Source organism: Luteibacter sp. HA06 (assembly GCF_054061215.1).
Genome location: NZ_JBSSDZ010000001.1, coordinates 4,734,190 through 4,756,136, shown reverse-complemented (window position 1 = coordinate 4,756,136; position 21,947 = coordinate 4,734,190). Strand labels below are relative to the sequence as shown.

The window sequence follows — 21,947 nt, the reverse complement described above, 5'->3', positions numbered from 1 at the left end:
GGCCGACCTCTTGTAGCGCAACCGTGATGCAACGCATCGGTACGCAGGAGTTTTACGGCCACATCGGCCACTGAAGGAGAAGTTGTCCCATGCGTCATCTTGCATTGTTTACTGGCGTCACCATCGCCCTTCTCACTCCCCTGGCCTCCATGGCCGCCGGCGCGGCGAGTTCGGCAAGCCTCCAGGTCAAGGGCACTATCACGCCGGCATCGTGCAACGTGTCGATCGTGGGTGATGCCGCGGTGGACCTGGGTACGGTCAACCTGAGCGACTTCACCGCGGGTCAGGATCTGGAGCTCGCGTCGAAGACCTCTGCGCTGAGTGTCGTTTGCGATGGTGCCGCGGCGCAGTTTCGCCTGAAGGCGACGGACTCGGGCCTTGGCGTCTCAACGCCGGGTGACAATCATTACAGCCTCGGACGCAACGACCAGAGCGGCAAGAACGTCGCGAATGGCTATTTCAAGCTGAGCATCGACGCGGCCCAGATGACGGACAACACGTTCGTCCTGAAATCCATGGATAAAGGCGAAGGGAAGGTCTGGGCTGCGCCCGTCACCGGCATCGTTCCATTCGACCATATCGACAAGGAAGCCTTCGCCTTCGCAGCGAGCAGCGCGGCCACCGAGCCGGCGAAGCTGGCTTCGCTCATCGTCCCGCTCAAGATCGATGCGGTACTGGCGAAGGATCCGGTAGTAACGGAAGAACTCGAGTTCGGCGGAACGGCCACGATCGAAATCCTTTACTAAGTGATGCGGCCCCCGGCGCCGATGCCGGGGGCCAGGCAGTCCGGAGTGTCGATGTAATGAATACCATCATCCTGCGCAACGGCCGCAAGTACCTTGCGCTCGTCGCGATGCCGTTCGCGTGCCTGACCGCGGCGCCTGTACTCGCTGATGGCATGCTGCCGGAAACCTCGGTGGTCATCGTGTATGAGGACGAAGGCGAGGCTGCGGTCAATGTCAGGAACACGGATCCGCGTCCGTCCCTGCTCCACGTCACGTTGCAGGACATCCCCGAGGATGCCGAGCCGCTCCTGTTTGTCACGCCGCCCGTGTCGCGCGTCGAGCCGGGCCAGAGCCAACTCGTGCGATTCATCCTGCGCAACGCCGAGCCGTTGAAGACACAGCGGTTGAAACGCGTGCTCTTCGAGGGGCTGCAGGCAAAGAACAAGCTGGAACCGGGTCGCGCCAGCGTCGCTGTCAACATCAGGCAGAACCTCCCGGTCATCATCCATCCCAAGGGGCTGTCGCCGAATCGCGAGCCCTGGAAGGGCCTCACATGGTCGATCGTCCAGGGTGAGCTGATCGTTCGCAACGACACACCGTACGTGGTTCGCATGGGCCAGGAACTCCAGCTCCTGCCCATGATGGCCTCAGTGCAGTTTCCTGCGTCGTACGTGTTGCCGGGAACACGGCATACCCTGGCACTACCCGATGCGGCCCGCACTGCGACATCCGTACGCATGTATCCGGCCACCGTCTATGGCTTCGCGGTGGATGCCTACGACGCACCCGTCGTCGCCGTTACGCCCTGAAAGTCTCATGCGCGTTACTCCCATGCGACTCGTGTGGTTGCCGCTCGCATGCGTCTCCGAGATGGTCGAAGCCTATGGCGTTTCACCCGAAGACCCTGTCGCGTCGCCGGCATCACCGCCCCGGGAGAAGGGAGTCGAGTTCGATGAAAACATGCTCCGGCTACGAGGTATCGATCCGAAGCTCGCCGGCTACTTTCGCGAAGCGCCTCGCTTCACTACCGGACGCCACACCGTGTCGCTGCACGTGAATGGCCGGCCGCTCGGGCAGGTCAGCGCGCGCTTCGATCGCGACGGCGAGCTCTGCGCGGATACGACACTGCTGCAGTCCGCAGGCATCGACCCACCATCGACGCGCGAGACATCCGCGGAGCCGGCCTGCGTCGACCTGATGGCGCACTGGCCGCAGGCGAGCATCGAGGTCGACTCCAGCGCGGCGAGCGTCGCCCTGCTGGTGCCCACCGATGCCTTGCGTCGACCCACTGAAGACGCCCCGGAATTCTCCGGCGGCGGTACCGCGGCACTGCTGAACTACGAGATCGTCGCGCTGGATAGTCGTTGGGGATCGCGTTCGAGCCGCTATGGGTCCGCCAACACCGAGCTGGGTGTCAATGCCGGCGACTGGGTCGTTCGTAGCCGCCAGGTCTCCACGATGACCGATGGTCGGCGCCGCACGGAGGTGCTGGACACTTACGCACAGCGCACCTTTGCCAGACACCGCGCCGTATTGCAGGTAGGCGAAATCAACCTTGTCAATCCGGTCCTGTCCGGCGCGCAGATGGTCGGTGCGCAGATCCTGAGCGAACAGGCGCTGGCTACCCAGCGTAGCGGGGCCGCCGTCGAGGGTATCGCGCAGAGCCAGGCGCGCGTGGAGGTTCGCCAGGGCGGCGTGCTGGTTTACACCACGGTCGTGCCCGCAGGCCCCTTTTCGCTCTCGGACATTCCTCGTATCAATCGTTACGCCGATCTGGATGTCACCGTCATAGGGTCAGGCGGCGATGCGCAGCACTTCGTGGTCAGCGCGGCGATGGCCAGCGACACGATGTCCTCCTCCGGTTTTTCGTTCGGCGCGGGCAGGGCACGAAACACGGGCAGTGGTGAAGCGCCGTGGCTGATGAGTGGCGGGTGGACACGTCCACTCCGCCGGGGCGTCCTGTTGAGCGGTGGCGTCCTGGGCGCATCGAGGTACCGGGCGGCGGGATTGGGTGTCGTCGCGTCGACTCGTTTTGGTTCACAGCTTCAATTCAATCTCAGCGCCGCACAGGCGCCACGAGAAGCATCATCGGGGTTGCAGGCCCTGTTGACGCTGTCACAGCGCCTTGACGATCAGTGGTCGTTTGCGGTGTCGCATACCCGACAGGGGCGAGGCTATCGTGAGCTCGCAGATACCACGGTCACGACGAATATCGATTCTCGCCGTACCCGGACGCGCGACCAGTCCTCGGCTTCCCTGTCGTGGTCACGCGCGGACTTCGGCAGCCTGAGTGCGGGCTACGCGCGCACGATGCTTTTCGACGGGCGACGGACCAGCAGGGCGATGGCATCGTGGGGAACGCGCGTGGGGCGCGCTTCGGTGTCGGTGTCGGCCGAATGGAGCCTGGGCAATCCGGACCGCGAACGCGGTACCGATCGCAACGGCAACAGCATCTACCTCAATCTCAGCGTTCCGCTCGGGGAAAACCGCCGTCTCGGAACGTCGGTGCGTCGATACGGGGGCGAGACTCGCTATGGCGCGAACTTCTCGGACCAGATCAACGAGTACGCGAGTTACCGCACCAGCCTGGAATATCGGTCCAGTGATCGGCGCGGCAGTGTGTCGGCGGGTATGTCATTCCTGCCGAAATACTTCCAGCTCGATACGGGGTACACGCGAAACCCGGAAAGTGACAGCTATAGCCTTGGCCTTCGGGGCGGCCTCGTTGTCCACAACCACGGCCTGACCGCGTCGCCCTATGCCGTCCGCGATACCTTTGGTGTGGTGTCGGTGGGTGATACACCCAACGTTCGTGTGTCGACTCCCGGTGGGCCGGTCTGGACAGATGCACGCGGCTACGCGGTGATTCCTCAATTGAGTGCGTTCGGCAAGAGCCGCATCGCCGTCGACACGGGTTCCTTGCCACGCAACGTGGATATCGAGAACGGCGCTGCCGTCATCGAGGTCGGACGTGGCGCGGTGACGACTCTGGCCTTCGCCGTCTCGACCACGCGCCGCGTCCTGCTCAGTGCGACGACGGTCGAAGGACGTCGCTTTCCGGTTGGCGCCACCGTGACTGACGAGAGCGGCGACCTCGTGAGCCTGGTCCAGGGCGACGGGCAGATCTTCGTTCCCAACGCGCTGCAGGCCTCGCGCCTTTGGGTCAGTGGCCCCGAGGTGCCGCGTTGCGAATTGGTTTATGAGTTGCCCTCCGAGACGAACAGGGCGGCGTACTACGAGACCGCGGCCGCTGTGTGCCGAGCGGTAGGAGGGCTTGCGCCGTGACCGCAAGGTCGGCGTTCATGGCGCGCAGAGGAGCAACGTATCGCTGGGTCGCGGCGGTACTGTTGCTGGTGGGCTTCGTTCCGACGGTGCGCGGCATGGACGCGGGCTGCGACGTAAGCCTGACGGGGGCGCAGGTCGACTACGGCCGATTGAGCCGCGCCACGATGGAGGTCTCTGCCAGTGGCCAGCTGGTCCTGCCAGCGCGCATGGCTTCGCTACGCATCGTCTGCCCCGAGCCCGGCGACATGGCGGTGCGCTTTCAAGGTGTGGCTGTGGACGCGACGACGTATCGCTTCGGCGACCGGGGGCGTTTCACGCTTCGCCTTCGCGACGCTTCGCTCGATGGCGCATCGGTGGAGGTGGGACAACAGGGTCGCGAAGGAGGCGAGCTGATCCGCCTGGCAGATTCCCTCCCTTGGGAGCCCGATCAGGTCTTGGTGCCAGTGAAGGACGGAAGTGCGCTTCCGGGTCGCGTCTTTACCGCACAGATCGATATCGACACGCAGATGGATGAGCGCGCCCTGGATGTTCGTGACACCACGCGAGTGACCGCCACCGGTTCGGTTGAAGCGCTCGTGTCCGGAGCCTCGGGCACGTTGTCGCTGCAGGCGGACGTGCTGGCCGGTAACTGCAAAGTCGACGTGGCACGGCACATCACTTTCGCGCCGCTTCGTTCGACGGACCTCGATGCGCACGGTGCGTCGACGCGAGTGCCGTCGTCCCGGGAAGGCCGTTTGCAAGTGCTTTGCGACGCGCCGATGCCGTTTGCCTTCCGCATTATGCGGGACGAACGATCGGGAACGGTCTCGATTCCCGTTGATACGGGCGTCAGCCTCTTGCCTGGCGAGCTGTTCGGGCTGGGGACGACCCGTACAGGAAGGCCGATCGGTGCTTATGTCCTGCGCTGGGCCGCGATTGCCACATCCGATCAAGGCGAGCTTCACGCGACGCGTTCGGTGGATGGTGGCCGATCGTGGATGCCGGCAGGAGACGTCGTCGTGGCGAGCCATGACGGATCGGAGCGACACGGTTATGCCCGCGTGCCCGGCAGTACCACGGGTCCCATCCCTCTCACCGCCCTGAGCGTCGATCTCGACGCCACGATCTACATCGCACCACGGTCCTCGCTTGTCCTCGACGAAGAGATCGAGGCGGACGGGCTGGTGACCTTCGAGATCATCTATTGAAAACCGTAAACCCATCTCACATAAGGAAGCTTGGAATGAAGAATCGATTGTTGGGTCTTGTCAGCGCATCTCTCGCGCTTGTCGCTGCCAGTTCGGTCGGCTCGGCCGGCGCGTCCAGCGCCGACCTTCGCGTCGGCGGAACCCTTGTTCCCGGTGGTGCCTGCGTCATGACGCTGGGTGACCAGGCGGGTTCCCTGGACTATGGGCGGATCGAGCTCAATCCCGATCCTGCCAGCGAGACGAGACTCGAACAGAAGAATGTCAAGCTGTACATCAACTGTCCTGCCGCGAGGCGCTACGCACTGATCGCAAGCGACGGCACCGGCACGGGCGCTGGCAGCAACGATAACTTCAGGCTGGTTTCGGATGTCGACCAGGCCGTGATGGGGCATCTCACGTTTCGCTTCGACAGCGCGACAGCGCATATCGAGGGGAAGGCCGGCTTTTACACCGGCGCTGCCTTGCCGGGAGATCTTGCGACTTCCCAGTGGGGCCCCTCGACGTTCAGTGTCTGGCCCATCCCCAACGGCCACTACGCCATGGGGTTCGTCACGAGTAACGACAGTCGGGAGACGCCGCTGCCGATCAAGGATTTCGACACCTATCTTCTCGTCAACGGAAACATCAAGCCGACGTCCGAGATCGGCCTGACCGACCAGATCAGCCTGGTCGGTGAGCTGGGCTTCGAGATCCGGTACTTCTGATCACCACCCAACAAGGAAACGCTGAATGACTTACCGAATCCCTTCACTTGTCGCGGCACCGTTGCTTCTGGTCGCGTCCGGCGTTGCCATGGCGAACACTGCCCAGTTGTCCGTCGGTGGCACGATCACGCCGGGCGCGGCGTGCACGGTCACGCTCGGTAGCACGGCGATGGATCTGGGCACTATTCATCGAGGCATGCTGAATCCCGACCCGGCCCAGCCGACGAAACTCGACGAGCAGCGCGTGAAGACGGCGGTGAATTGCCCGAGTGCACGGCGTTACGCGTTTGTCGTGACAGAGGCAGGTGGCACGGATGCCACCCATCCACTCGTCTTCGATATGCGCGCCGACGATGACGGTGGCACGCCCGGAAAACTGTTCCTTCTTTTCGATGCACAGTCGACCAAGATCGAAGGCAAGCAGGGCTATGCAACGGGATCGAACGAGGGTACGAGTGACCTTGGGCACGCGACGTGGGGGCCATCCACGCCGTCGCGGGAGAACCTGCCCATCACCAACGGACGTTATGCGGTGGGCTTCGTGACGGCGGAGTACAGCACCGACGTACCGGTCAGCATCAAGGACCTGAGCGTCGACCTCCTCGTCAGACCGCAGATCGATCCGACCAGCGAGCTGAACCTTGCAGACGACATCGGGTTTGCCAGTGATCTGGGTCTCGAGATCAGGTACTTCTGATGGTGCGAGTCATCGGCCTGGCCCTGATATGCGTGCCCATGGCGGCTCTCGCTGGGGGGAGTGCCGAGCTGGCGGTCAGCGGGACGCTACGGCCGTCGTCATGCAACGTATCCCTCGATAGCGACACCCTGGATCTGGGACATCTTCACGTGTCAGATCTGAACCCCATCGAGACCGAGTACACGCATTTCGTCGATCTCGACAACAAGGTGCTCATCGGCTGCGACGGGCCGACGCAGTTCGCGATGAAGGCTCGCGACCTTTCCACCGGCGGTGGCAATACACGGGAGCGATATGGCCTCGGGCTTGGAAGCAACGGCAAGGCAACCGGATACTTCGTGATGACCGAGCAGTACAACGGCGCGCTGGCTGACGGTGTTGCGGCCTATGTCACTGCATCGGAAGACTTGCAGGGCTGGACCGGTTCGACCGATGCCAGCGTCCCGTTCTCCCAGGGTGCGTACTACCTCGGTGTGAACAAGATCAAGGGCGCCACCTCGGGTCCTGCGTTCGTCGGCTCGGCGTCGATGTGGCTGAGCATTGCGGTCTACGTTGCACCGAAGATCGACCTGGTGCTGGAAGACGAACTCAACCTTGTAGGTCACGTTTCATTCGACATCGAGTACCTCTGAGTCCACTGCATGCGCCCACGCCCGGCCGATGGCGGCGACGCCGCTGCGGGCGTGGGTGAAGAGGGGGTCCACGGGGCCGATGGCATCGAGGAACGCGTCGATCGCCTTGCTCGGCCCCGTGTATTCGACGATCGATCCCGCTTCGGTCCGCTGTAGGAGGCGGCCGCCCAGGCGGGCCAGGCATGTGTCCACGGCACCATGCGGGGCGGTCATATGGACCACCACCAGTTCACGCTCCACGTGTTCGCGTGCGGTGAGGTCGGCGATCTCGATCACGTCGACGAGCTTCGCCGACTGTTTGACGATCTGTTCAACAGTAGTGTCGTCACCAGACACCGTCAGGCTGAGCCGTGACACATCTTCATCCTGGGTCCCAGCCACCGTGAGCGTTTCGATGTTATAGCCGCGCGACGCGAACAGGCCAGCGACGCGGGCGAGTGCGCCGGCTTCGTTCTGCAGGAGCATGGAAATCAGGTGGCGCATGGTCAGAACATCCCTGTGGGTTCGGCGGTATCGGTCACCGGCGCATGGCGGCTGGCGATCCAGTCGCCCGTGATCATTTCGGCGTACGTCGAGCCCGGGCCAACCATCGGGTAGACGCCGGCATCGGGGTCGATCACCACTTCGAGGAAGGCCGGGCCGTCGAAAGCGAGAAAGTCCGCGACGGTCGACTCGATATCAGCCGGGTTGGCCAGACGCTGTGCCCACTCGAAACCATCGGCCTGCGCGGCGCGCACGAAATCCTTCTTGTGCAGGCTCTTGTCCGACGCGGAGAAGCGACCCTTGAAGAAGAGCTTCTGCCACTGGCGAACCATGCCGTCGCCGGCGTTGTTCATCACCACGACCTTCACCGGCAGGCCATAGGTCGTGACCGTTTCCAGTTCGCCGATGTTCATGCGGATGCTCGCATCGCCGTCGATGTCGATGACGGTGAGGTCGCGGCGGGCGAATTGCGCGCCGATGGCCGCAGGCAGGCCGAAGCCCATCGTGCCCATCGATCCCGAGGTGAGCCAGCGCCGTGGCTCCCGGAAGTCGAAGTACTGTGCCGCCCACATCTGGTGCTGACCGACGCCGGTGCTGATGATCGCGCGGCCGTCGGTGATCCGGTTGATCGCCTCGATAACCGCACAGGGGTGGATCGCTTCGCCATCGCGACAGAAATCCATGGCATGGCTGCTTTTCAATGTGGCCACGTGAGCGTGCCACGGCGCGTAGTCCGCACGGAATCCGATGCGGCGGCCGTGGGCGACCAGGCGTTCCAGTGAGGTGTCGAGTGAACCTATGTGTTGCCAGTCGACTGCTTTCACCTTGCCGATCTCCGCGGGGTCGATGTCGATCTGGGCAATCGCTCGGGCTTTGGGTGCGAACTTGGCAGGGACGCCCACCACGCGGTCGTCGAAGCGCGCACCCAGGGCGAAGACGAAATCGCAGTCGTCCATGGCGTAGTTCGCATAGGCAGCGCCGTGCATGCCCAGCATGTGGAGGGCGAGCGGATCGGTGGTGTCGAAACCACCGATGCCCATCAGGGTGGTAACGACCGGCAAGCCGAAGGCGTGCGCAAACTCGCGTAGTGCGTCCGTCGCACCCGCCGAAACGATGCCGCCGCCGGCGTAGATGAGCGGCCGCCTGGCTTGAGCGAGCATGGCGAAAAATGCCGAGCAGTGCGCGTCGTCGATGACGGCAGACTCCACCGCGTGGAGGCGCGAACGGTAGCCACGCACGGCGAGCTCGCGGCGACCTTCGAAAGTCAGTGGCGCATTCTGCACATCCTTGGGGATGTCGATGACCACGGGTCCGGGCCGTCCGCTGCGTGCGATGTGAAACGCAGTGCGCAGGGTGGCCTCGAGCGTGGTGGCATCGGTGACCAGAAACACATGCTTTGCGCACGCGCCCATGATCGCCGTGATCGGCGCCTCCTGGAAAGCGTCCGTGCCGATTGCGCCGGTCGGGACCTGGCCGCAGACGACCACCAGGGGAATCGAGTCTGCCATACAGTCGCGCACCGGGGTCACGGCGTTCGTCGCACCCGGTCCGGAGGTGACCAGTGCCACGCCGACGCGGCCCGATGCGCGCGCATAGCCGGCTGCCATGAAGCAGGCGCCCTGCTCGTTGGCCGGAACGATGAGCGGCAGGGATTCGCTGAGGTCCTCGCGGAGATGGGTTTCGTTGTAACGGAATACCGCGTCGTAGACGGGAAGGATAGCGCCGCCGGAGTAACCGAAAAGTACGTCGAGCCCTTCATCGGCGAGGATCTGCACGACGATGTCCGCCCCGGTCATGGATGTGCCGGCCAGGGGATGCTTTGCGGGTCGGCGACTAATGTCGCCGACGGATTCCAGTTGCGCATTCACGGTGTGTCGTTTCCTTCGATTGCGAGGAGCCTTGGCTTGCCGTTGTAGGAGCCGATTCATCGGCGAAGGGTGCTCGCCGAGACCTGAGGTGCTGGCGCGCTTGCCCGCTTACGCGGGATCGCCGATGAATCGGCTCCTACAAGAGGCGGGGTGCGGCTTGGTTATTCGGTCTTTGCGGGTTGCACGTCCGGCTTCGGTTGATTGGTTGCCAGCCAGGGCATGCGTGCGCGCAGCTGAGCACCGACTTTCTCGATCGGGTGATCGAGGTCGCGCTGTTTGAATGCCTTGTAGTTCGGAAGGCCGGCCTTGTACTCGGCTGTCCATTCGCGGGCGAACGTGCCGTCCTGGATCTCGGTGAGCACGGCTTTCATGCGCTGCTTCGTTCCTTCGTCGACGATGCGCGGGCCGCGCGTGTAGTCGCCGTACTGCGCCGTCTCTGAAATGAACTCGAGCATCCGGGCGATGCCGCCTTCGTAGAACAGGTCGACGATGAGCTTGAGCTCATGCATCACCTCGTAATAGGCGATTTCCGGTCGGTAGCCGGCCTCGACGAGGGTTTCGAAGCCCTTGATCACCAGTTCGCTGGCACCACCACAGAGCACGGCCTGTTCGCCGAACAGATCGGTTTCGGTCTCTTCCTTGAAGTCGGTTTCGATCAGCATGGCGCGTGCACCACCGATACCAGCCGCATAGGCGGTAGCGCGCTCGGTGGCATGACCGGTGGCGTCCTGATGCACCGCATACAGGCAGGGCACACCGCGCCCGATCTCGTATTCGCGGCGAACCAGCGCGCCGGGACCCTTTGGCGCGACCAGCACCACGTCGATGTCCTTGCGCGGTTCGATCTGACCGAAATGCACGTTGAAGCCGTGGGCGAACAGGAGTGCCGCGCCAGGCTTGATGTTCGGCTCGATCGCGTCCTTGTAGATCCCCGGCTGGGTCATGTCCGGCGTCAGCACGGCAACCAGGTCCGCACCGCGCACGGCGTCGCCCGGTTCGGCCACGGCGAAACCGTCGACGTAGGCACGGCTCCACGACGGACCGCCGGGGCGCAGGCCAACCACGACGTCGAGACCGGAGTCTTTCAGGTTGAGCGCATGCGCACGACCCTGGCTGCCGTAGCCGAGCACGGCGATACGGGCATTCTGCAAGGGAGCGGTGGTGGCTTGCTTGTCGGTCACGGGGTGTCTCCTGGGGTGCGAAGGTTGTGGCACAAAAAGATGGATCAGTTGCCTATCAGTTCCTGGGTCATGCTTTCTTCGTCGGTCTTGCGGCGGCCGGGCGTCGCGGCGGGTGCGGTCGCGGGTGCGTCATCGAAGGCCTGCGTCACAGCACCTTCCGCCGCGGAGCCCACCAGACGCGCGTACTTCGCCAATACGCCGCGAGTCACCCTCGGTGCCGTGGGTTGCCACGTGCCACGTCGTGAGGCGAGGTCGGCGTCAGTGCGCAGTTCGCGGGTCGATGCGTCGATGAAAATCGCGTCGCCTTCGCGGAGCAGTCCGATCGGTCCACCTCGCGCCGCCTCGGGAGCGATATGGCCCACCATGAAACCGTGGGTGGCACCGCTGAATCGCCCGTCCGTGATCAGTGCGACGTCGTTGCCCAGGCCGCGACCGACGAGTGCCGCTGTCACCGCCAGCATCTCGCGCATGCCCGGCCCACCGGCGGGGCCTTCATTGCGAATGACCATGACGTCGCCGGAACGGATGCGTCCTGCCTGTACGGCAGCGAAGGCGTCCTCTTCGCTTTCGAAGACGCGCGCAGGTCCGGCATGGCTGGTACGCCCGTGGCCCGCCAGTTTCAGGATGCAACCTTCAGGTGAGAGATTGCCGTAGAGAATGCTGTAGCCACCGCGCGGCTTGAACGCATGAGCGACGGGCCGAACAACCTGCTGTCCTTGGGTCGCGGATGGCGCGGCATCCAGTTCGGCGAACAGGCTGCGTCCGGTCACGGTCGGCGTGTCGGTGAGCAGTCCTGCCTTGCGCAGTTCCTGCGCCACGATAGCGGTACCGCCGGCGGCGGTCAGCTCGACGGCGCTATAGCGACCGCCGGGTTTCAGATCCGCGATCACCGGCGTGTTCGCCGATGCGGGCTCGAAGTCTTCGATGCTCAGGGGCACGCGTGCCTCGTTGGCCATCGCCAGCAGATGCAGCACGGCGTTGGTCGATCCCGCCGTGGCGGCCACCATGCGTGCGGCATTGTCGAAGGCCGCGCGCGTCATGACATCACGCGGAAGGCGGTTGTTGTCCAGGCATGCCATGGCGAGCTCGCCGCAGCGGAAGGCAGCGTCGCGTTTGGCCGGGTCGGTCGCCGGTATATCGTTCAGGCCCACCGGCGACAGTCCCAGCGTGGTCAGCACCATCGCCATGGTGTTGGCCGTAAACTGGCCACCACAGGCCCCGGCGCCCGGGCAGGCGTGACGCTCGACGTCTTCCAGTTCGGCGTCGTCGATCTTGCCCGCGCCATGTGCGCCGACGGCTTCAAACACCTCCTGCACGGTAATCGGGCAACCGTTGCGGCTGCCGTGGGCGATGCTGCCGCCATATAGTGCGACGCCCGGGATATTGAGCCGTGCCAACGCCATGGCGGCGGCGGGAATGGTCTTGTCGCAGCCGCACAACACCACCATGGCGTCCAGGCAATGGCCGTCGACAGCCAGTTCGATCGAGTCGGTGATCAGCTCCCGGCTGACCAGCGAGGACCGCATGCCGGACGTGCCCATGGCGATGCCGTCGGTAACCGCAATGGTGTTGAACTCCACCGGCGTACCGCCGGCGGCGCGTACGCCCTCGGCAGCAGCTTCAGCCAGATCACGCAGGTTGAGGTTGCACGGCGACACGTTGGACCAGCTGTGCACGATGGCAACCATCGGCCGTGCGATGGCTTCATCGTCCAGGCCCGTTGCGCGGAGCATGGCGCGCGCCGGTGCGCGATCCGGGCCGGTCTTGATCGCGTCGCTGCGCAGCGTACGAATGGGAATGGTCTTCTTGTTCATGCGGCCTCCGCCTTGGCGTTACATGCATCCAGAACCGCGTGCGTGACAGCACTCGTGCTCGCCGTGCCACCCAGGTCGCGCGTGAGATTACCGTGCTCCAGTACGTGATCCACGGCGGCTTCCACCGCGGCGGCTTCTTCGGCGAGCCCCAGCGAATGACGCAGCAGCATGGCGACCGAGAGGATCGTGCCGAGCGGGTTGGCCAGCTGTTGCCCGGCGATATCCGGCGCGGAGCCGTGGATCGGCTCGTAGACGCCCGCCCCCGGACCGCCGACCGAGGCGGAGGGTGACAGGCCCAGCGAACCGGCCAGCACGGACGCCTCGTCGGTCAGGATGTCGCCGAACATGTTCTCGGTAACGATCACGTCGTAGTCGGCGGGGCGCGTCAGCAGGTGCATGGCCATCGAGTCGACCAGCTGGTGTTCCAGCTCGACGTCGGGATAGTCGGCGCCGACACGCGTCGCCACCGAGCGCCACAGGCGCGAGGTCTCCAGCACATTGGCCTTGTCGACCGAGGTGACCTTCTTCTTGCGTGTGCGTGCCAGTTCGAAGGCATGGCGGACGACGCGTTCGATCTCTTCGACGCTGTAGCGGCACTCGTCGGTGGCGTCCGTCTCGCTGCGTGTCTTTGCGCCGAAGTAGATGCCGCCGGTGAGTTCGCGGATGAACACCAGATCCACGCCCTGCGTCCGCTCCGGTTTCAAAGGAGACAGCGCGGCGGTGCGCGGATGAAGCTTGAGCGGACGCACGTTGGCGAAAACACCGAGCAGCTTGCGCATGGCCAGCAGACCCTGCTCAGGACGGACCTTTGCATTCGGATCCGACCACTTCGGCCCACCGACCGCACCCAGCAGGATGGCGTCGGCCGCCAGCAGCGCTTCGCGCGTCTCGGGCGGCAGTGGATCACCGAAGCGGTCGATCGCATCGCCGCCGATCGCGTGCTCACTGAAGGTGAACTGGTGGCCGAAGCGTTCGGCAACCTGGCGCAGCACGGCGACACCTGCCGCAGCGACTTCCGGGCCGATGCCATCACCCGGCAATACGACGATCTCGGCCTTCATGCGGCTTCCTCCATGTGATGCTCGAAAGCGGCGATCGCTGCTTCCTGTTGCAGCAGGAAGCCCATCTGGTCGACGCCGTTGAGCAGGCAGTGGCGTGAGAAAGCGTCGAGATCGAAGCGGATCGTTCCACCGTCGGGCAGACGGATGGAGCCTTCGGCGATGTCGATGCGCAGTTCGATGCCGGGGTTGTCGAGCAGCCAGCGATGCTCGGCGGCGCTCACCACGATCGCGAGCAGGCCGTTCTTCAGGGAATTTCCGCGGAAGATGTCGGCGATCTCGCTGGAGATGACTGCCTGGATGCCGTAATCCAGCAAGGCCCAGGGAGCATGCTCACGCGACGAGCCGCAGCCGAAGTTATGCCCGGCAACAAGGATCGCGCAGCCCCGGGCACTGGACTGGTTCAGCGGGAACTCCGGGTTGTCGCTGCCATCCGCGGCGTAGCGCCAGTCTTCGAAGCAGTGCTTGCCCAGGCCCGTGCGTTCGGTCGTGGTGAGGAAGCGCGCGGGAATGATCCGGTCGGTGTCGATGTTTTCATTACGCAGCACAGCAGTGCAGGAATGCACGTAGGCGAGTGGGCGGCTGGTCTGGCTCATGCGGCAACTTCCTGGGTCATGTATTCGCGGGGATCGGCAACGCAACCGGCCACCGCAGACGCGGCGGCGACGAGCGGGCTGGCCAGCACCGTGCGTGCGCCCTTGCCCTGGCGTCCTTCGAAGTTGCGGTTACTGGTAGCGACGACGAGCTGACCCGGCTGGGCGAGATCGCCGTTCATGGCGATGCACATCGAGCAGCCCGGTTCCCGCCACTCGGCACCGGCCGCGCGGAAGATCTCGTGCAGGCCCTCGCGCTCGGCGTCGCGGCGGACCTGTTCCGAGCCCGGCACCACCAGCACGCGCACCCCGGCGGCGACCCGGCGCCCACGCAGGATGCCGGCGGCCGCGCGCAGATCGGACAGGCGTCCATTGGTGCAGCTACCGATGAAGACGACATCGACGATCTCGCCAGCAATGGCCTTGCCGGCAACGACCTGCATGTAATCCAGCGCGCGCTGTTCCACGGCGTCCGCTGCGGCGGGGACGTTGGCGTGGATAGCGACGACCATGCCGGGGTGCGTACCGTACGTTACCGACGGCTGGATCTTCGAAGCATCGATGCGTACTTCGCGGTCGTAGGTCGCGCCTTCGTCGCTGGGTAGTGCACGCCAACGCGCGACAGCGCGGTCCCACGCCTCACCCTTCGGCACGCGTTCGCGACCTTCAAGCCACGTGAACGTCGTCTCGTCCGGTGCGATCAAGCCGGCGCGCGCACCCGCCTCGATCGACATGTTGCAAACCGTCATGCGCTCTTCCATCGACAGCGCACGCACGGCGTCGCCCATGTACTCGAGCACGTAGCCGGTGCCACCGCCGATGCCGATGGTCCCGATGATGTGCAGGATGAGGTCTTTCGCGGTGACGCCGGGCTGCAACGCACCGTCGACGTGGATCGCGAACGACTTCGGCTTGCGCTGGAGCAGGCACTGCGTCGCCAGTACGTGGCCCACCTCAGTCGTGCCGATACCGAAAGCCAGTGCTCCGAAGGCGCCATGCGTCGCAGTGTGGCTGTCGCCGCAGACGATGGTCATGCCCGGCTGCGTCGCGCCGACCTCGGGGCCCGCCACGTGCACGATGCCGCGCTGCGGGCTGTCCCAGCCCATCAGGTCGATGCCGAACTCGCGGACATTGGACTCCAGCTTTGCTACCTGCGCTTCGGCTTCCTTCGTGTAATAGGGGCGGACGCCACTCGCATTGGCGGGCAGCGTGGGCGTGGAGTGATCGAGGGTTGCCAGGGTGCGATCCGGGCGGCGCACCTTCAGGCCGCGTGAGCGCAGTTCATCGAAGGCCTGCGGAGAGGTCACTTCGTGGACCAGATGCAGATCGATGTACAACACGCCGGGTGTTCTGTCGGTTTCCGGTGCGACTTGATGGCTGTCCCACAGCTTGTCGAAGAGGGTACGGGCGCTCATGCGGCGGCCCTCCCGGCGACGGCCGGTTCTTCGATGGCGGTCAGCCAGCCCCAGCGGTCCTCGGTGCGGCCATCGAACAGGCCAAAGAAGTCTTCCTGCAGCTGGCGGGTGATCGGCCCGGGACGACCGTTGCCGACAGGCTTGCGATCGACCGAGCGAACGGCGGTGACTTCTGCCGCGGTACCGGTCATGAAGACTTCATCCGCGAAATACAGCATCTCGCGGGGCAGCGATTGTTCCACCACGTTGAACCCGCGCTCGCGGGCGAGGGTCAGCACGGAGTCGCGCGTGATGCCGCAGAGGATGGAGGAGGCGGCGGGCGGCGTGTAGATGGTGCCCTTGCGCACGATGAACAGGTTCTCGCCGGCGCCTTCGCTCAGCAGACCGTCAGTGCCCAGGGCGATGCCTTCGGCAAAACCGCCATTGATCGCTTCACGGGCAATCAGCTGGCTGTTGAGGTAGTTGCCGCCGGCCTTCGCACCACTCGGGTAGGTATTGGGCGCAGCGCGGTTCCACGACGAGACACACACGTCGACACCATTCTCGATGGCGTCCGCACCGTGGTAAGCCCCCCATGGCAGGGCGATGATGGCCACATCCACGGCGGTGTCCAACGGCGGCGCGAGGCTGAAGGTAAAGCCGCTGCGGAAGACGATCGGGCGGACATAGGCCGAGGTGAGGCCGTTGGCGGCGATGACGTCGCGACAGGCGCGATTGATCGCATCGGCGTCGTAAGGCATCGCCAGGTCGTAGATGCGCGCGGAATGAAAGAGACGCTCGGTGTGTTCTTCCAGGCGGAAATAGCGTGGTCCGTCTGGCGTGGCGTATACGCGAACGCCTTCGAACACGGAGGAGCCGTAGTGCAGCGCGTGTGCGCCGACATGCACGGTGGCGTCGGCCCAGGTCTTGATGCGACCGTTGTGCCAGAGATGGGTCGGGGCTTCCATGTGTTGCTCCTTCAGGACTCGACCGCGACGCGCGCGGTGGTGTGGTGGTCTTGGTGGGCGCGCATCAGCGCGCTGAGATCGTCGTTGGTGACCGAGCGCTGGCTGTCGGCCAGTACCTTGAAGCGGTCGAAAACAGCGTCAAACGTGGCTTCGTCGATCTCGAACTCGAGTTCCACGAGGCGCTGGCGCAGGGCGTGGCGACCGGAATGCTTGCCCAGCACCAGCGAAGTCTTCGCACCGACGTCCTGCGGCCGCATGATTTCGTAGGTGCCGCGGTGCTTGAGCATGCCGTGCTGGTGGATGCCGGACTCGTGGGCGAACGCGTTGTCGCCGACGATGGCCTTGTTGCGCGGCACGGCCTGACTGGTGACTTCGGCGAGCAGGCGCGAGGTCGGGAACAGGCGCTCGGTGACGATGCCGGTATCGACCTTGAACAGCGGGCGGCGCGTGTGCAGCGCCATGACGATCTCTTCCAGCGCGGCATTGCCGGCACGTTCGCCGATGCCATTGATGGTGCACTCGACCTGCCGTGCGCCGGCGCTGATGGCGGCCAGGCTGTTGGCGGTGGCCATGCCCAGATCGTCGTGGCAGTGCGCAGAGAACACCACGCGGTCCGCGCCGCGCACGTGCTTGCGCAGGTAGGTGAACATCTCGGTGATTTCCTGCGGCGTCACGTAGCCGACCGTGTCGGGCGCGTTGAGGACACAGGCACCCGCCTCGATAGCAACAGAGAAGATCTCGGCGAGGTAGTCCGGCTCGGTGCGCATGGCGTCTTCGGCGGAGAATTCGACTTCGTGAGCGAGGGCCTTGGCCCGGAGGATCGCCGTTGCAGCGATATCGATCACTTCCTGCTTGCTCTTACCGAGCTTGTGCTCGCGGTGCAGGGGACTGGTAGACAGAAACAGGTGGATCCGGGAGTGTCGCGCGCCTTGCAATGCCTTGCCCGCACTGTCGATGTCTGCCGGCTGGCATCGGGCCAATGCGGCGATCGTGGGCGTTTTCAGCGTCCTCGCGATCTCCGCCACGGCGGCGAAATCATCGGGTGAGGCCTGGGGGAAGCCCGCCTCGATGATGTCGACGCCCAGTTCCTCCAGGGCATGTGCCATGCGCAATTTCGCACGTCGGTCCATCGAGAAGCCGGGGGCCTGCTCGCCGTCGCGCAAGGTGGTGTCGAAGATGCGCACGCGGCCGCCTACGTCGCTCTCGACGGATTCGGTGCTGCCCTGGGTCGCTGGTTTCATGTCTGGCTCCGCTCGTGAATGAGGCGGGCCTGGGGCAATAAAAAACCCCGCATCCGTTGCCGGGTGCGGGGTTTTCAGGAGTCTTCAGGTTTGTTTCTGGTTACCTGGACACTTGCCCTTAGCCCGCACCTCCGCAGGTAATAAGTACAAGGTTAATAAGAAGGAGGCCGCCGCCGAGACGCAGCTTGCCTGCTGCCGCCGGAAGGCGGTTCAGGGCAAAGCGGCCATTGGTGGTGCGCTGCGTCATGTCACCGAACGTAAGTCAGTTCGTCGACGCGTGTCAACACTTTCTCTTGAAACTTGTTTCCCGGGACGTTTGGACGGCTAGACGCCTGAGGGCGTGGTTTGCCGTCACAGATCGCATTCTGGCGGGGGAATCTGGAAGTGGTATTGACGGGATATCTGGACGAAAAGCATCGCCGATGAATCGGCTCCCACATGAGCGATTGGCGCGCCCAAGCCCTATGTAGGAGCCGATTCATCGGCGATGCTCTCTGTGGGAGCCGATTCATCGGCGATAACCCGGTCGCGAATCCCTCACCAGCGACGTAGCCACTCCGCGAACGTTCCCGCATCCGCCGCCAGCGGCTCGGCGTGAGCTTCACGCTCGAGCATCGCGCCGAGTGCCTCAGGAACCTCGACCGAACGCCCGATCAGTGGTTCCACGACTGTATCGAACTTGGCCGGATGCGCCGTAGCGGCAATCGTCCAAGGCCGGGTATCACCCGCCATGCGCCAACGTTCGAACACACGAATCGCCGTCGCTGTATGTGGGCAGAAGACTTCACTATCGCTGGCAGCATGGCGGCGTATGACATCGCGGATCTCGGCATCGTCGACGCCTTCCGCGTGGCCCTGGCGGCGTGCGTTGTCATCGCCACCGAACAGGTGACTCAATCGCTCGAAGTTGCTCGGCGCCCCGACATCCATCGCGTTTGCGATGGTCGCCACGGCGTCGCGCGCCCGGTACGGCTGACCGGCAAAGAACTCCGGCAATGTATCGTTCGCGTTACAGGCGAAGACCACTTCGCCGATAGGCAGACCGATATCGCGTGCCCAGAGGCAGGCCACGGCATTACCGAGATTGCCGGTCGGCACGATCACGTTCATCGGGCCATCCGCGTTCAACGAGGCGTGCCCGAAGTACGCCATCTGCGGCAACAGACGACCGAGACTGATGCTGTTCGCCGAGGACATCGGCACGTCACCCTGTAACGAAACATCGCCGAGCGCGCCTTTGACCAGCCGCTGGCAGTCATCGAAGCTGCCTTCCACGCGTAGCGCGCGTACGTTGCCGCCGAAACTACCGAGCTGGTGGGCCTGCCGCGGAGACACGCGGTTGTCGGGATAGAGAATGGCGACGCGTACACCGGGAAGATTGTGGAAGGCGGCACCGACGGCCGCACCGGTATCGCCCGAGGTTGCTACCAGAATCGTCAGTGGGCGATCGCTTTCGCGCCGGAGGCGACTCAGGCAAGCGGCGAGAAAGCGTGCGCCGAAGTCCTTGAACGCAGCCGTCGGTCCGTGAAATAGCTCGAGGAGGTAGGCGCCTTCGATCCTCAGCTCACGGCGCGGCGCCGGATGCGAGAACGCTTCGGCACAGATCGCCGGCAGGTCGTCCTCCAACGGGTCTCCCTCGAAGAACGGCTCGAGCATGCGCAGCGCGGTACCCGCGAGATAGCCGTTTGCCGGTGGCAACGGCACCCGCGGCATCTTCTCGGGAACATACAGGCCGCCATCGGGCGCGATGCCCGCGGCGATGGCATCGGAAAGACGTGTGGGCGCGGCACCGCCGCGCGTGCTGACATAGCGCATGGTCAGAGCAGCCGGGCGGCGGGGCCGTCGATGGGCGCGACGAGTACATCGCTGTCGTGACCGGCAGCCCTGAAGGCGGCACGCATGTCGCGTGACGCGGCTTCGGCGGAGGCGCGGTCTTCGAACCAGCCGAAGACACTCGGGCCCGCACCGGAAATGCTGGCACCAAAGGCGCCATGGTCGATCGCGGCTTGCTTGACGGCGGCGAAGCCGGGAATCAACGGAGCGCGTCGCGGCTCGATCAAAACGTCGGAAAGGCCTTCACGCACGAGGGCTGCTTCGCCGCGATAGCAACCGGCGAGGACCAGGGCAAGGTTCGCGCTCTGCGCGACGAACTCGCCCAGCGCGTAAGGCCCGGCGAGCGCGGCGCGGGCCCGGCGGGTTTCCAGCACCACGTGCGGGTGGACCAGCGCGCAGTGCCACTCGGCCGGCACCGGAATACGGACGAGGCGTTTGTCCGTCGCGAGGACCAGGCCGCCGAGCAGCATGGGCCCGAGATTGTCCCCATGACGGCTGCCGCTGGCGACGACCTCGCCATCCAGTGCAAAGGGATACAGCGCCTCGCGTGACAGCGGCTCGTCGAGCAAGGCATTCGCGGCGACGACGGCAGCGACGCAGGAAGCGGCGGACCCACCCATGCCGGAGCCCAGCGCAATGCCCTTGTGCAGGACCAGCTCGAACCCGAAGGGCAAGTCGAGCGCATGCATCATCGACAGCAGGGCGGCACCGGCGGTGTTATCCGCGGCAGCCATCGGCAGGTCGGTGATCACGCCGTCGATAGCGGCAATGCGCACCTCGCGCTCGGGAATGCGGCGAACTTCAGCGCGATCGCCCGCGCCTTCTACACAGTGGCCCAGGATGTCGAAGCCGATGCCGACATTGCCGACACTGGCGTATGCCTCGGCCACGGCGACATCCGCACGGACCAGGGGCGAGGATTCTTCTTTCAGCATGCGCACCGTTTTACTCCCATGGCACCGGCCACGCGCAGCAGGTCCGTGAAGACCGCCGCGGCGGTGACCTCGGGGCCGGCACCCGGCCCCTGGACGACCAGGGCATTGTCGCAGTAACGGCGCGTGGCGAAGCGCACCACGTTGTCGGTCAGTCGCGAATGGGCGAAGGCATGGTCGGAGCCGATCACCTGCACACCTACCGACGCGTGGCGGCCGTCGAGGCGGGCCACATGGCGAAGGACGCCGCCGGCGGCGCGGGCATCGGCGAGCAAAGCCGCCATCGGCGCGTCCATCACGGCGAGGTTATCCATGAAGTCCTCGCGGGACCCCTCGGCCAGTTCGGCAGGGATCAGGCTGCGCACGCCGACGTCGTCCAGCGAGATCGCCACGCCGGCTTCGCGGGCGAGAATCACCAGTTTGCGGGCGACATCCATGCCGGAGAGGTCGTCACGCGGGTCGGGCTCCGTGTAACCCATGGCGTGCGCCTCGCGCACCAGTGCGGAGAACGGCACCGAGCCGTCGAAACGGTTGAACAGCCAGGCCAGCGTGCCGGAAAGCATGCCTTCCACCGCGAGCAGCTCGTCGCCCGTGTCGATCAGGTCGCGCAGGGTCTGGACCACGGGGAGGCCGGCGCCCACCGTACCTTCGTAGTGCAGGCGGGCGCCGCTGGCGTCGGACGCTCGGGCAATCTTGTGCCACCGATCGAGTGGCCCGCTGGCAGCGCGCTTGTTCGGGGTGACGATGTGGATGCCGGCCGCGAGCCAGCCGGCGTAGTGATTGGCCACCATCTCGCTGGCGGTGCAATCGGCGAGCACGGCCACCTCGCCCTCGCGGCCGGACACATACGCGGCGAACTCGTCGAGTTCGGCCGGGCGCCATATCTGGGCACCGTGCTGGCGTCCGTTGAGGGCGTCGTCGTCGCAGTCCAGCCACATGTGCCGGCTGTCGCTGACCGCCCGCAGGCTGAGCTGAAGGTTGCACTCGCGCAGCAGGCGGGGCGCGGCGAGGCGCAACTGGGTCAGGAAGGCGCTGCCTACCTTGCCCGGTCCGACAACACCGATGTTGATCACGAGGGGGGCGACGGCCGCGCGGACAGGCGCGACACGTAAGGGTGAACGGGGTAGTGCGACAGCGATGGACACGATCAAAGCCTCCGGTGAGAGGCCCTTCGTCACATCAGGTGGGGTGTCTTCGCTGGGAGTCCCGGCGCCGATCCCGTCCTGCGGGAGGTCGGGGCCGGCAGCGACAAGGAACTAGGCGCGCGCGAACTCCGATCCTCCGACCACGGTAGTGGCCGTTGTCGTTGTAGTCGCGGTGGTGATGACGGACGCAAGCGCACCGGCCGTGAG

At 65.0% G+C, this 21,947-nt stretch carries 18 protein-coding genes and 1 pseudogene; 7 read left to right on the top strand and 12 right to left on the bottom strand.

Annotated elements, in window-relative coordinates; all coding sequences use genetic code 11:
• The first annotated feature begins 89 nt into the window (after window positions 1-89).
• The 7 genes from ACVWWJ_RS21955 to ACVWWJ_RS21925 are packed head-to-tail and all read left to right on the top strand — an operon-like array spanning window position 90 to window position 7,230.
• Entirely contained in the window at window positions 90-746 is a 657-nt protein-coding gene (locus ACVWWJ_RS21955; RefSeq protein ID WP_456969475.1) for a hypothetical protein, read from the top strand.
• A gap of 56 nt (window positions 747-802) precedes the next feature.
• On the top strand, window positions 803-1,534 hold the full coding sequence (locus ACVWWJ_RS21950; protein ID WP_456969474.1) for a fimbria/pilus chaperone family protein: 732 nt from the start codon (window positions 803-805) through the stop codon (window positions 1,532-1,534).
• 7 nt (window positions 1,535-1,541) lie between these two features.
• Entirely contained in the window at window positions 1,542-4,010 is a 2,469-nt protein-coding gene (locus ACVWWJ_RS21945) for a fimbria/pilus outer membrane usher protein (RefSeq protein WP_456969473.1), read from the top strand.
• Between the two features lie 17 nt (window positions 4,011-4,027).
• Window positions 4,028-5,197, top strand: a complete 1,170-nt coding sequence (locus ACVWWJ_RS21940; protein ID WP_456969472.1) for a hypothetical protein — start codon at window positions 4,028-4,030, stop codon at window positions 5,195-5,197.
• A gap of 35 nt (window positions 5,198-5,232) precedes the next feature.
• A complete protein-coding gene (locus ACVWWJ_RS21935; RefSeq protein WP_456969471.1) occupies window positions 5,233-5,901 on the top strand; it encodes a DUF1120 domain-containing protein in 669 nt (222 codons plus the stop codon).
• Between the two features lie 25 nt (window positions 5,902-5,926).
• Entirely contained in the window at window positions 5,927-6,598 is a 672-nt protein-coding gene (locus ACVWWJ_RS21930) for a hypothetical protein (RefSeq protein WP_456969470.1), read from the top strand.
• Window positions 6,598-7,230, top strand: a complete 633-nt coding sequence (locus tag ACVWWJ_RS21925; RefSeq protein ID WP_456969469.1) for a hypothetical protein — start codon at window positions 6,598-6,600, stop codon at window positions 7,228-7,230. The genes ACVWWJ_RS21930 and ACVWWJ_RS21925 overlap by 1 nt, the downstream gene beginning before the upstream one ends.
• On the opposite strand, the gene ilvN is transcribed toward ACVWWJ_RS21925, so the two are convergent.
• The 12 genes and pseudogenes from ilvN to ACVWWJ_RS21865 all read right to left on the bottom strand — a co-directional run bounded on the left by ilvN (window position 7,207) and on the right by ACVWWJ_RS21865 (window position 21,746).
• On the bottom strand, window positions 7,207-7,713 hold the full coding sequence (gene ilvN / locus ACVWWJ_RS21920) for an acetolactate synthase small subunit (protein WP_456969468.1): 507 nt from the start codon (window positions 7,711-7,713) through the stop codon (window positions 7,207-7,209). The genes ACVWWJ_RS21925 and ilvN overlap by 24 nt on opposite strands.
• Before the next feature lie 2 nt (window positions 7,714-7,715).
• Entirely contained in the window at window positions 7,716-9,509 is a 1,794-nt protein-coding gene (ilvB, locus tag ACVWWJ_RS21915; RefSeq protein ID WP_456969758.1) for a biosynthetic-type acetolactate synthase large subunit, read from the bottom strand.
• A 233-nt stretch (window positions 9,510-9,742) separates the two neighbouring features.
• Entirely contained in the window at window positions 9,743-10,762 is a 1,020-nt protein-coding gene (ilvC, locus tag ACVWWJ_RS21910) for a ketol-acid reductoisomerase (protein ID WP_456969467.1), read from the bottom strand.
• Window positions 10,763-10,806: 44 nt separating this feature from the next.
• Window positions 10,807-12,546, bottom strand: coding sequence for a dihydroxy-acid dehydratase (ilvD, locus tag ACVWWJ_RS21905; RefSeq protein ID WP_456969757.1), 1,740 nt, complete (start codon window positions 12,544-12,546; stop codon window positions 10,807-10,809).
• 26 nt (window positions 12,547-12,572) lie between these two features.
• A complete protein-coding gene (gene leuB / locus ACVWWJ_RS21900) occupies window positions 12,573-13,637 on the bottom strand; it encodes a 3-isopropylmalate dehydrogenase (protein ID WP_456969466.1) in 1,065 nt (354 codons plus the stop codon).
• Window positions 13,634-14,230, bottom strand: a complete 597-nt coding sequence (gene leuD / locus ACVWWJ_RS21895; protein WP_456969465.1) for a 3-isopropylmalate dehydratase small subunit — start codon at window positions 14,228-14,230, stop codon at window positions 13,634-13,636. The genes leuB and leuD overlap by 4 nt, the downstream gene beginning before the upstream one ends.
• Window positions 14,227-15,642: a 3-isopropylmalate dehydratase large subunit gene (gene leuC / locus ACVWWJ_RS21890; protein ID WP_456969464.1), complete on the bottom strand. Its 1,416-nt coding sequence runs from the start codon at window positions 15,640-15,642 to the stop codon at window positions 14,227-14,229. Before leuC ends, leuD begins: the two co-directional genes overlap by 4 nt.
• Entirely contained in the window at window positions 15,639-16,589 is a 951-nt protein-coding gene (locus ACVWWJ_RS21885) for a branched-chain amino acid transaminase (RefSeq protein ID WP_456969463.1), read from the bottom strand. Before ACVWWJ_RS21885 ends, leuC begins: the two co-directional genes overlap by 4 nt.
• A 44-nt stretch (window positions 16,590-16,633) precedes the next feature.
• Window positions 16,634-17,830: pseudogene (locus ACVWWJ_RS21880) on the bottom strand (2-isopropylmalate synthase); the annotation flags it as partial.
• A gap of 537 nt (window positions 17,831-18,367) precedes the next feature.
• A complete protein-coding gene (gene thrC / locus ACVWWJ_RS21875) occupies window positions 18,368-19,645 on the bottom strand; it encodes a threonine synthase (protein ID WP_456969462.1) in 1,278 nt (425 codons plus the stop codon).
• A gap of 2 nt (window positions 19,646-19,647) precedes the next feature.
• Complete coding sequence (locus ACVWWJ_RS21870; protein ID WP_456969756.1) at window positions 19,648-20,598, bottom strand: homoserine kinase; 951 nt, start codon at window positions 20,596-20,598, stop codon at window positions 19,648-19,650.
• Window positions 20,592-21,746 (bottom strand): homoserine dehydrogenase, encoded by a 1,155-nt coding sequence (locus ACVWWJ_RS21865; protein ID WP_456969755.1) that lies wholly within the window; start codon window positions 21,744-21,746, stop codon window positions 20,592-20,594. Before ACVWWJ_RS21865 ends, ACVWWJ_RS21870 begins: the two co-directional genes overlap by 7 nt.
• Window positions 21,747-21,947 lie beyond the last annotated feature (201 nt).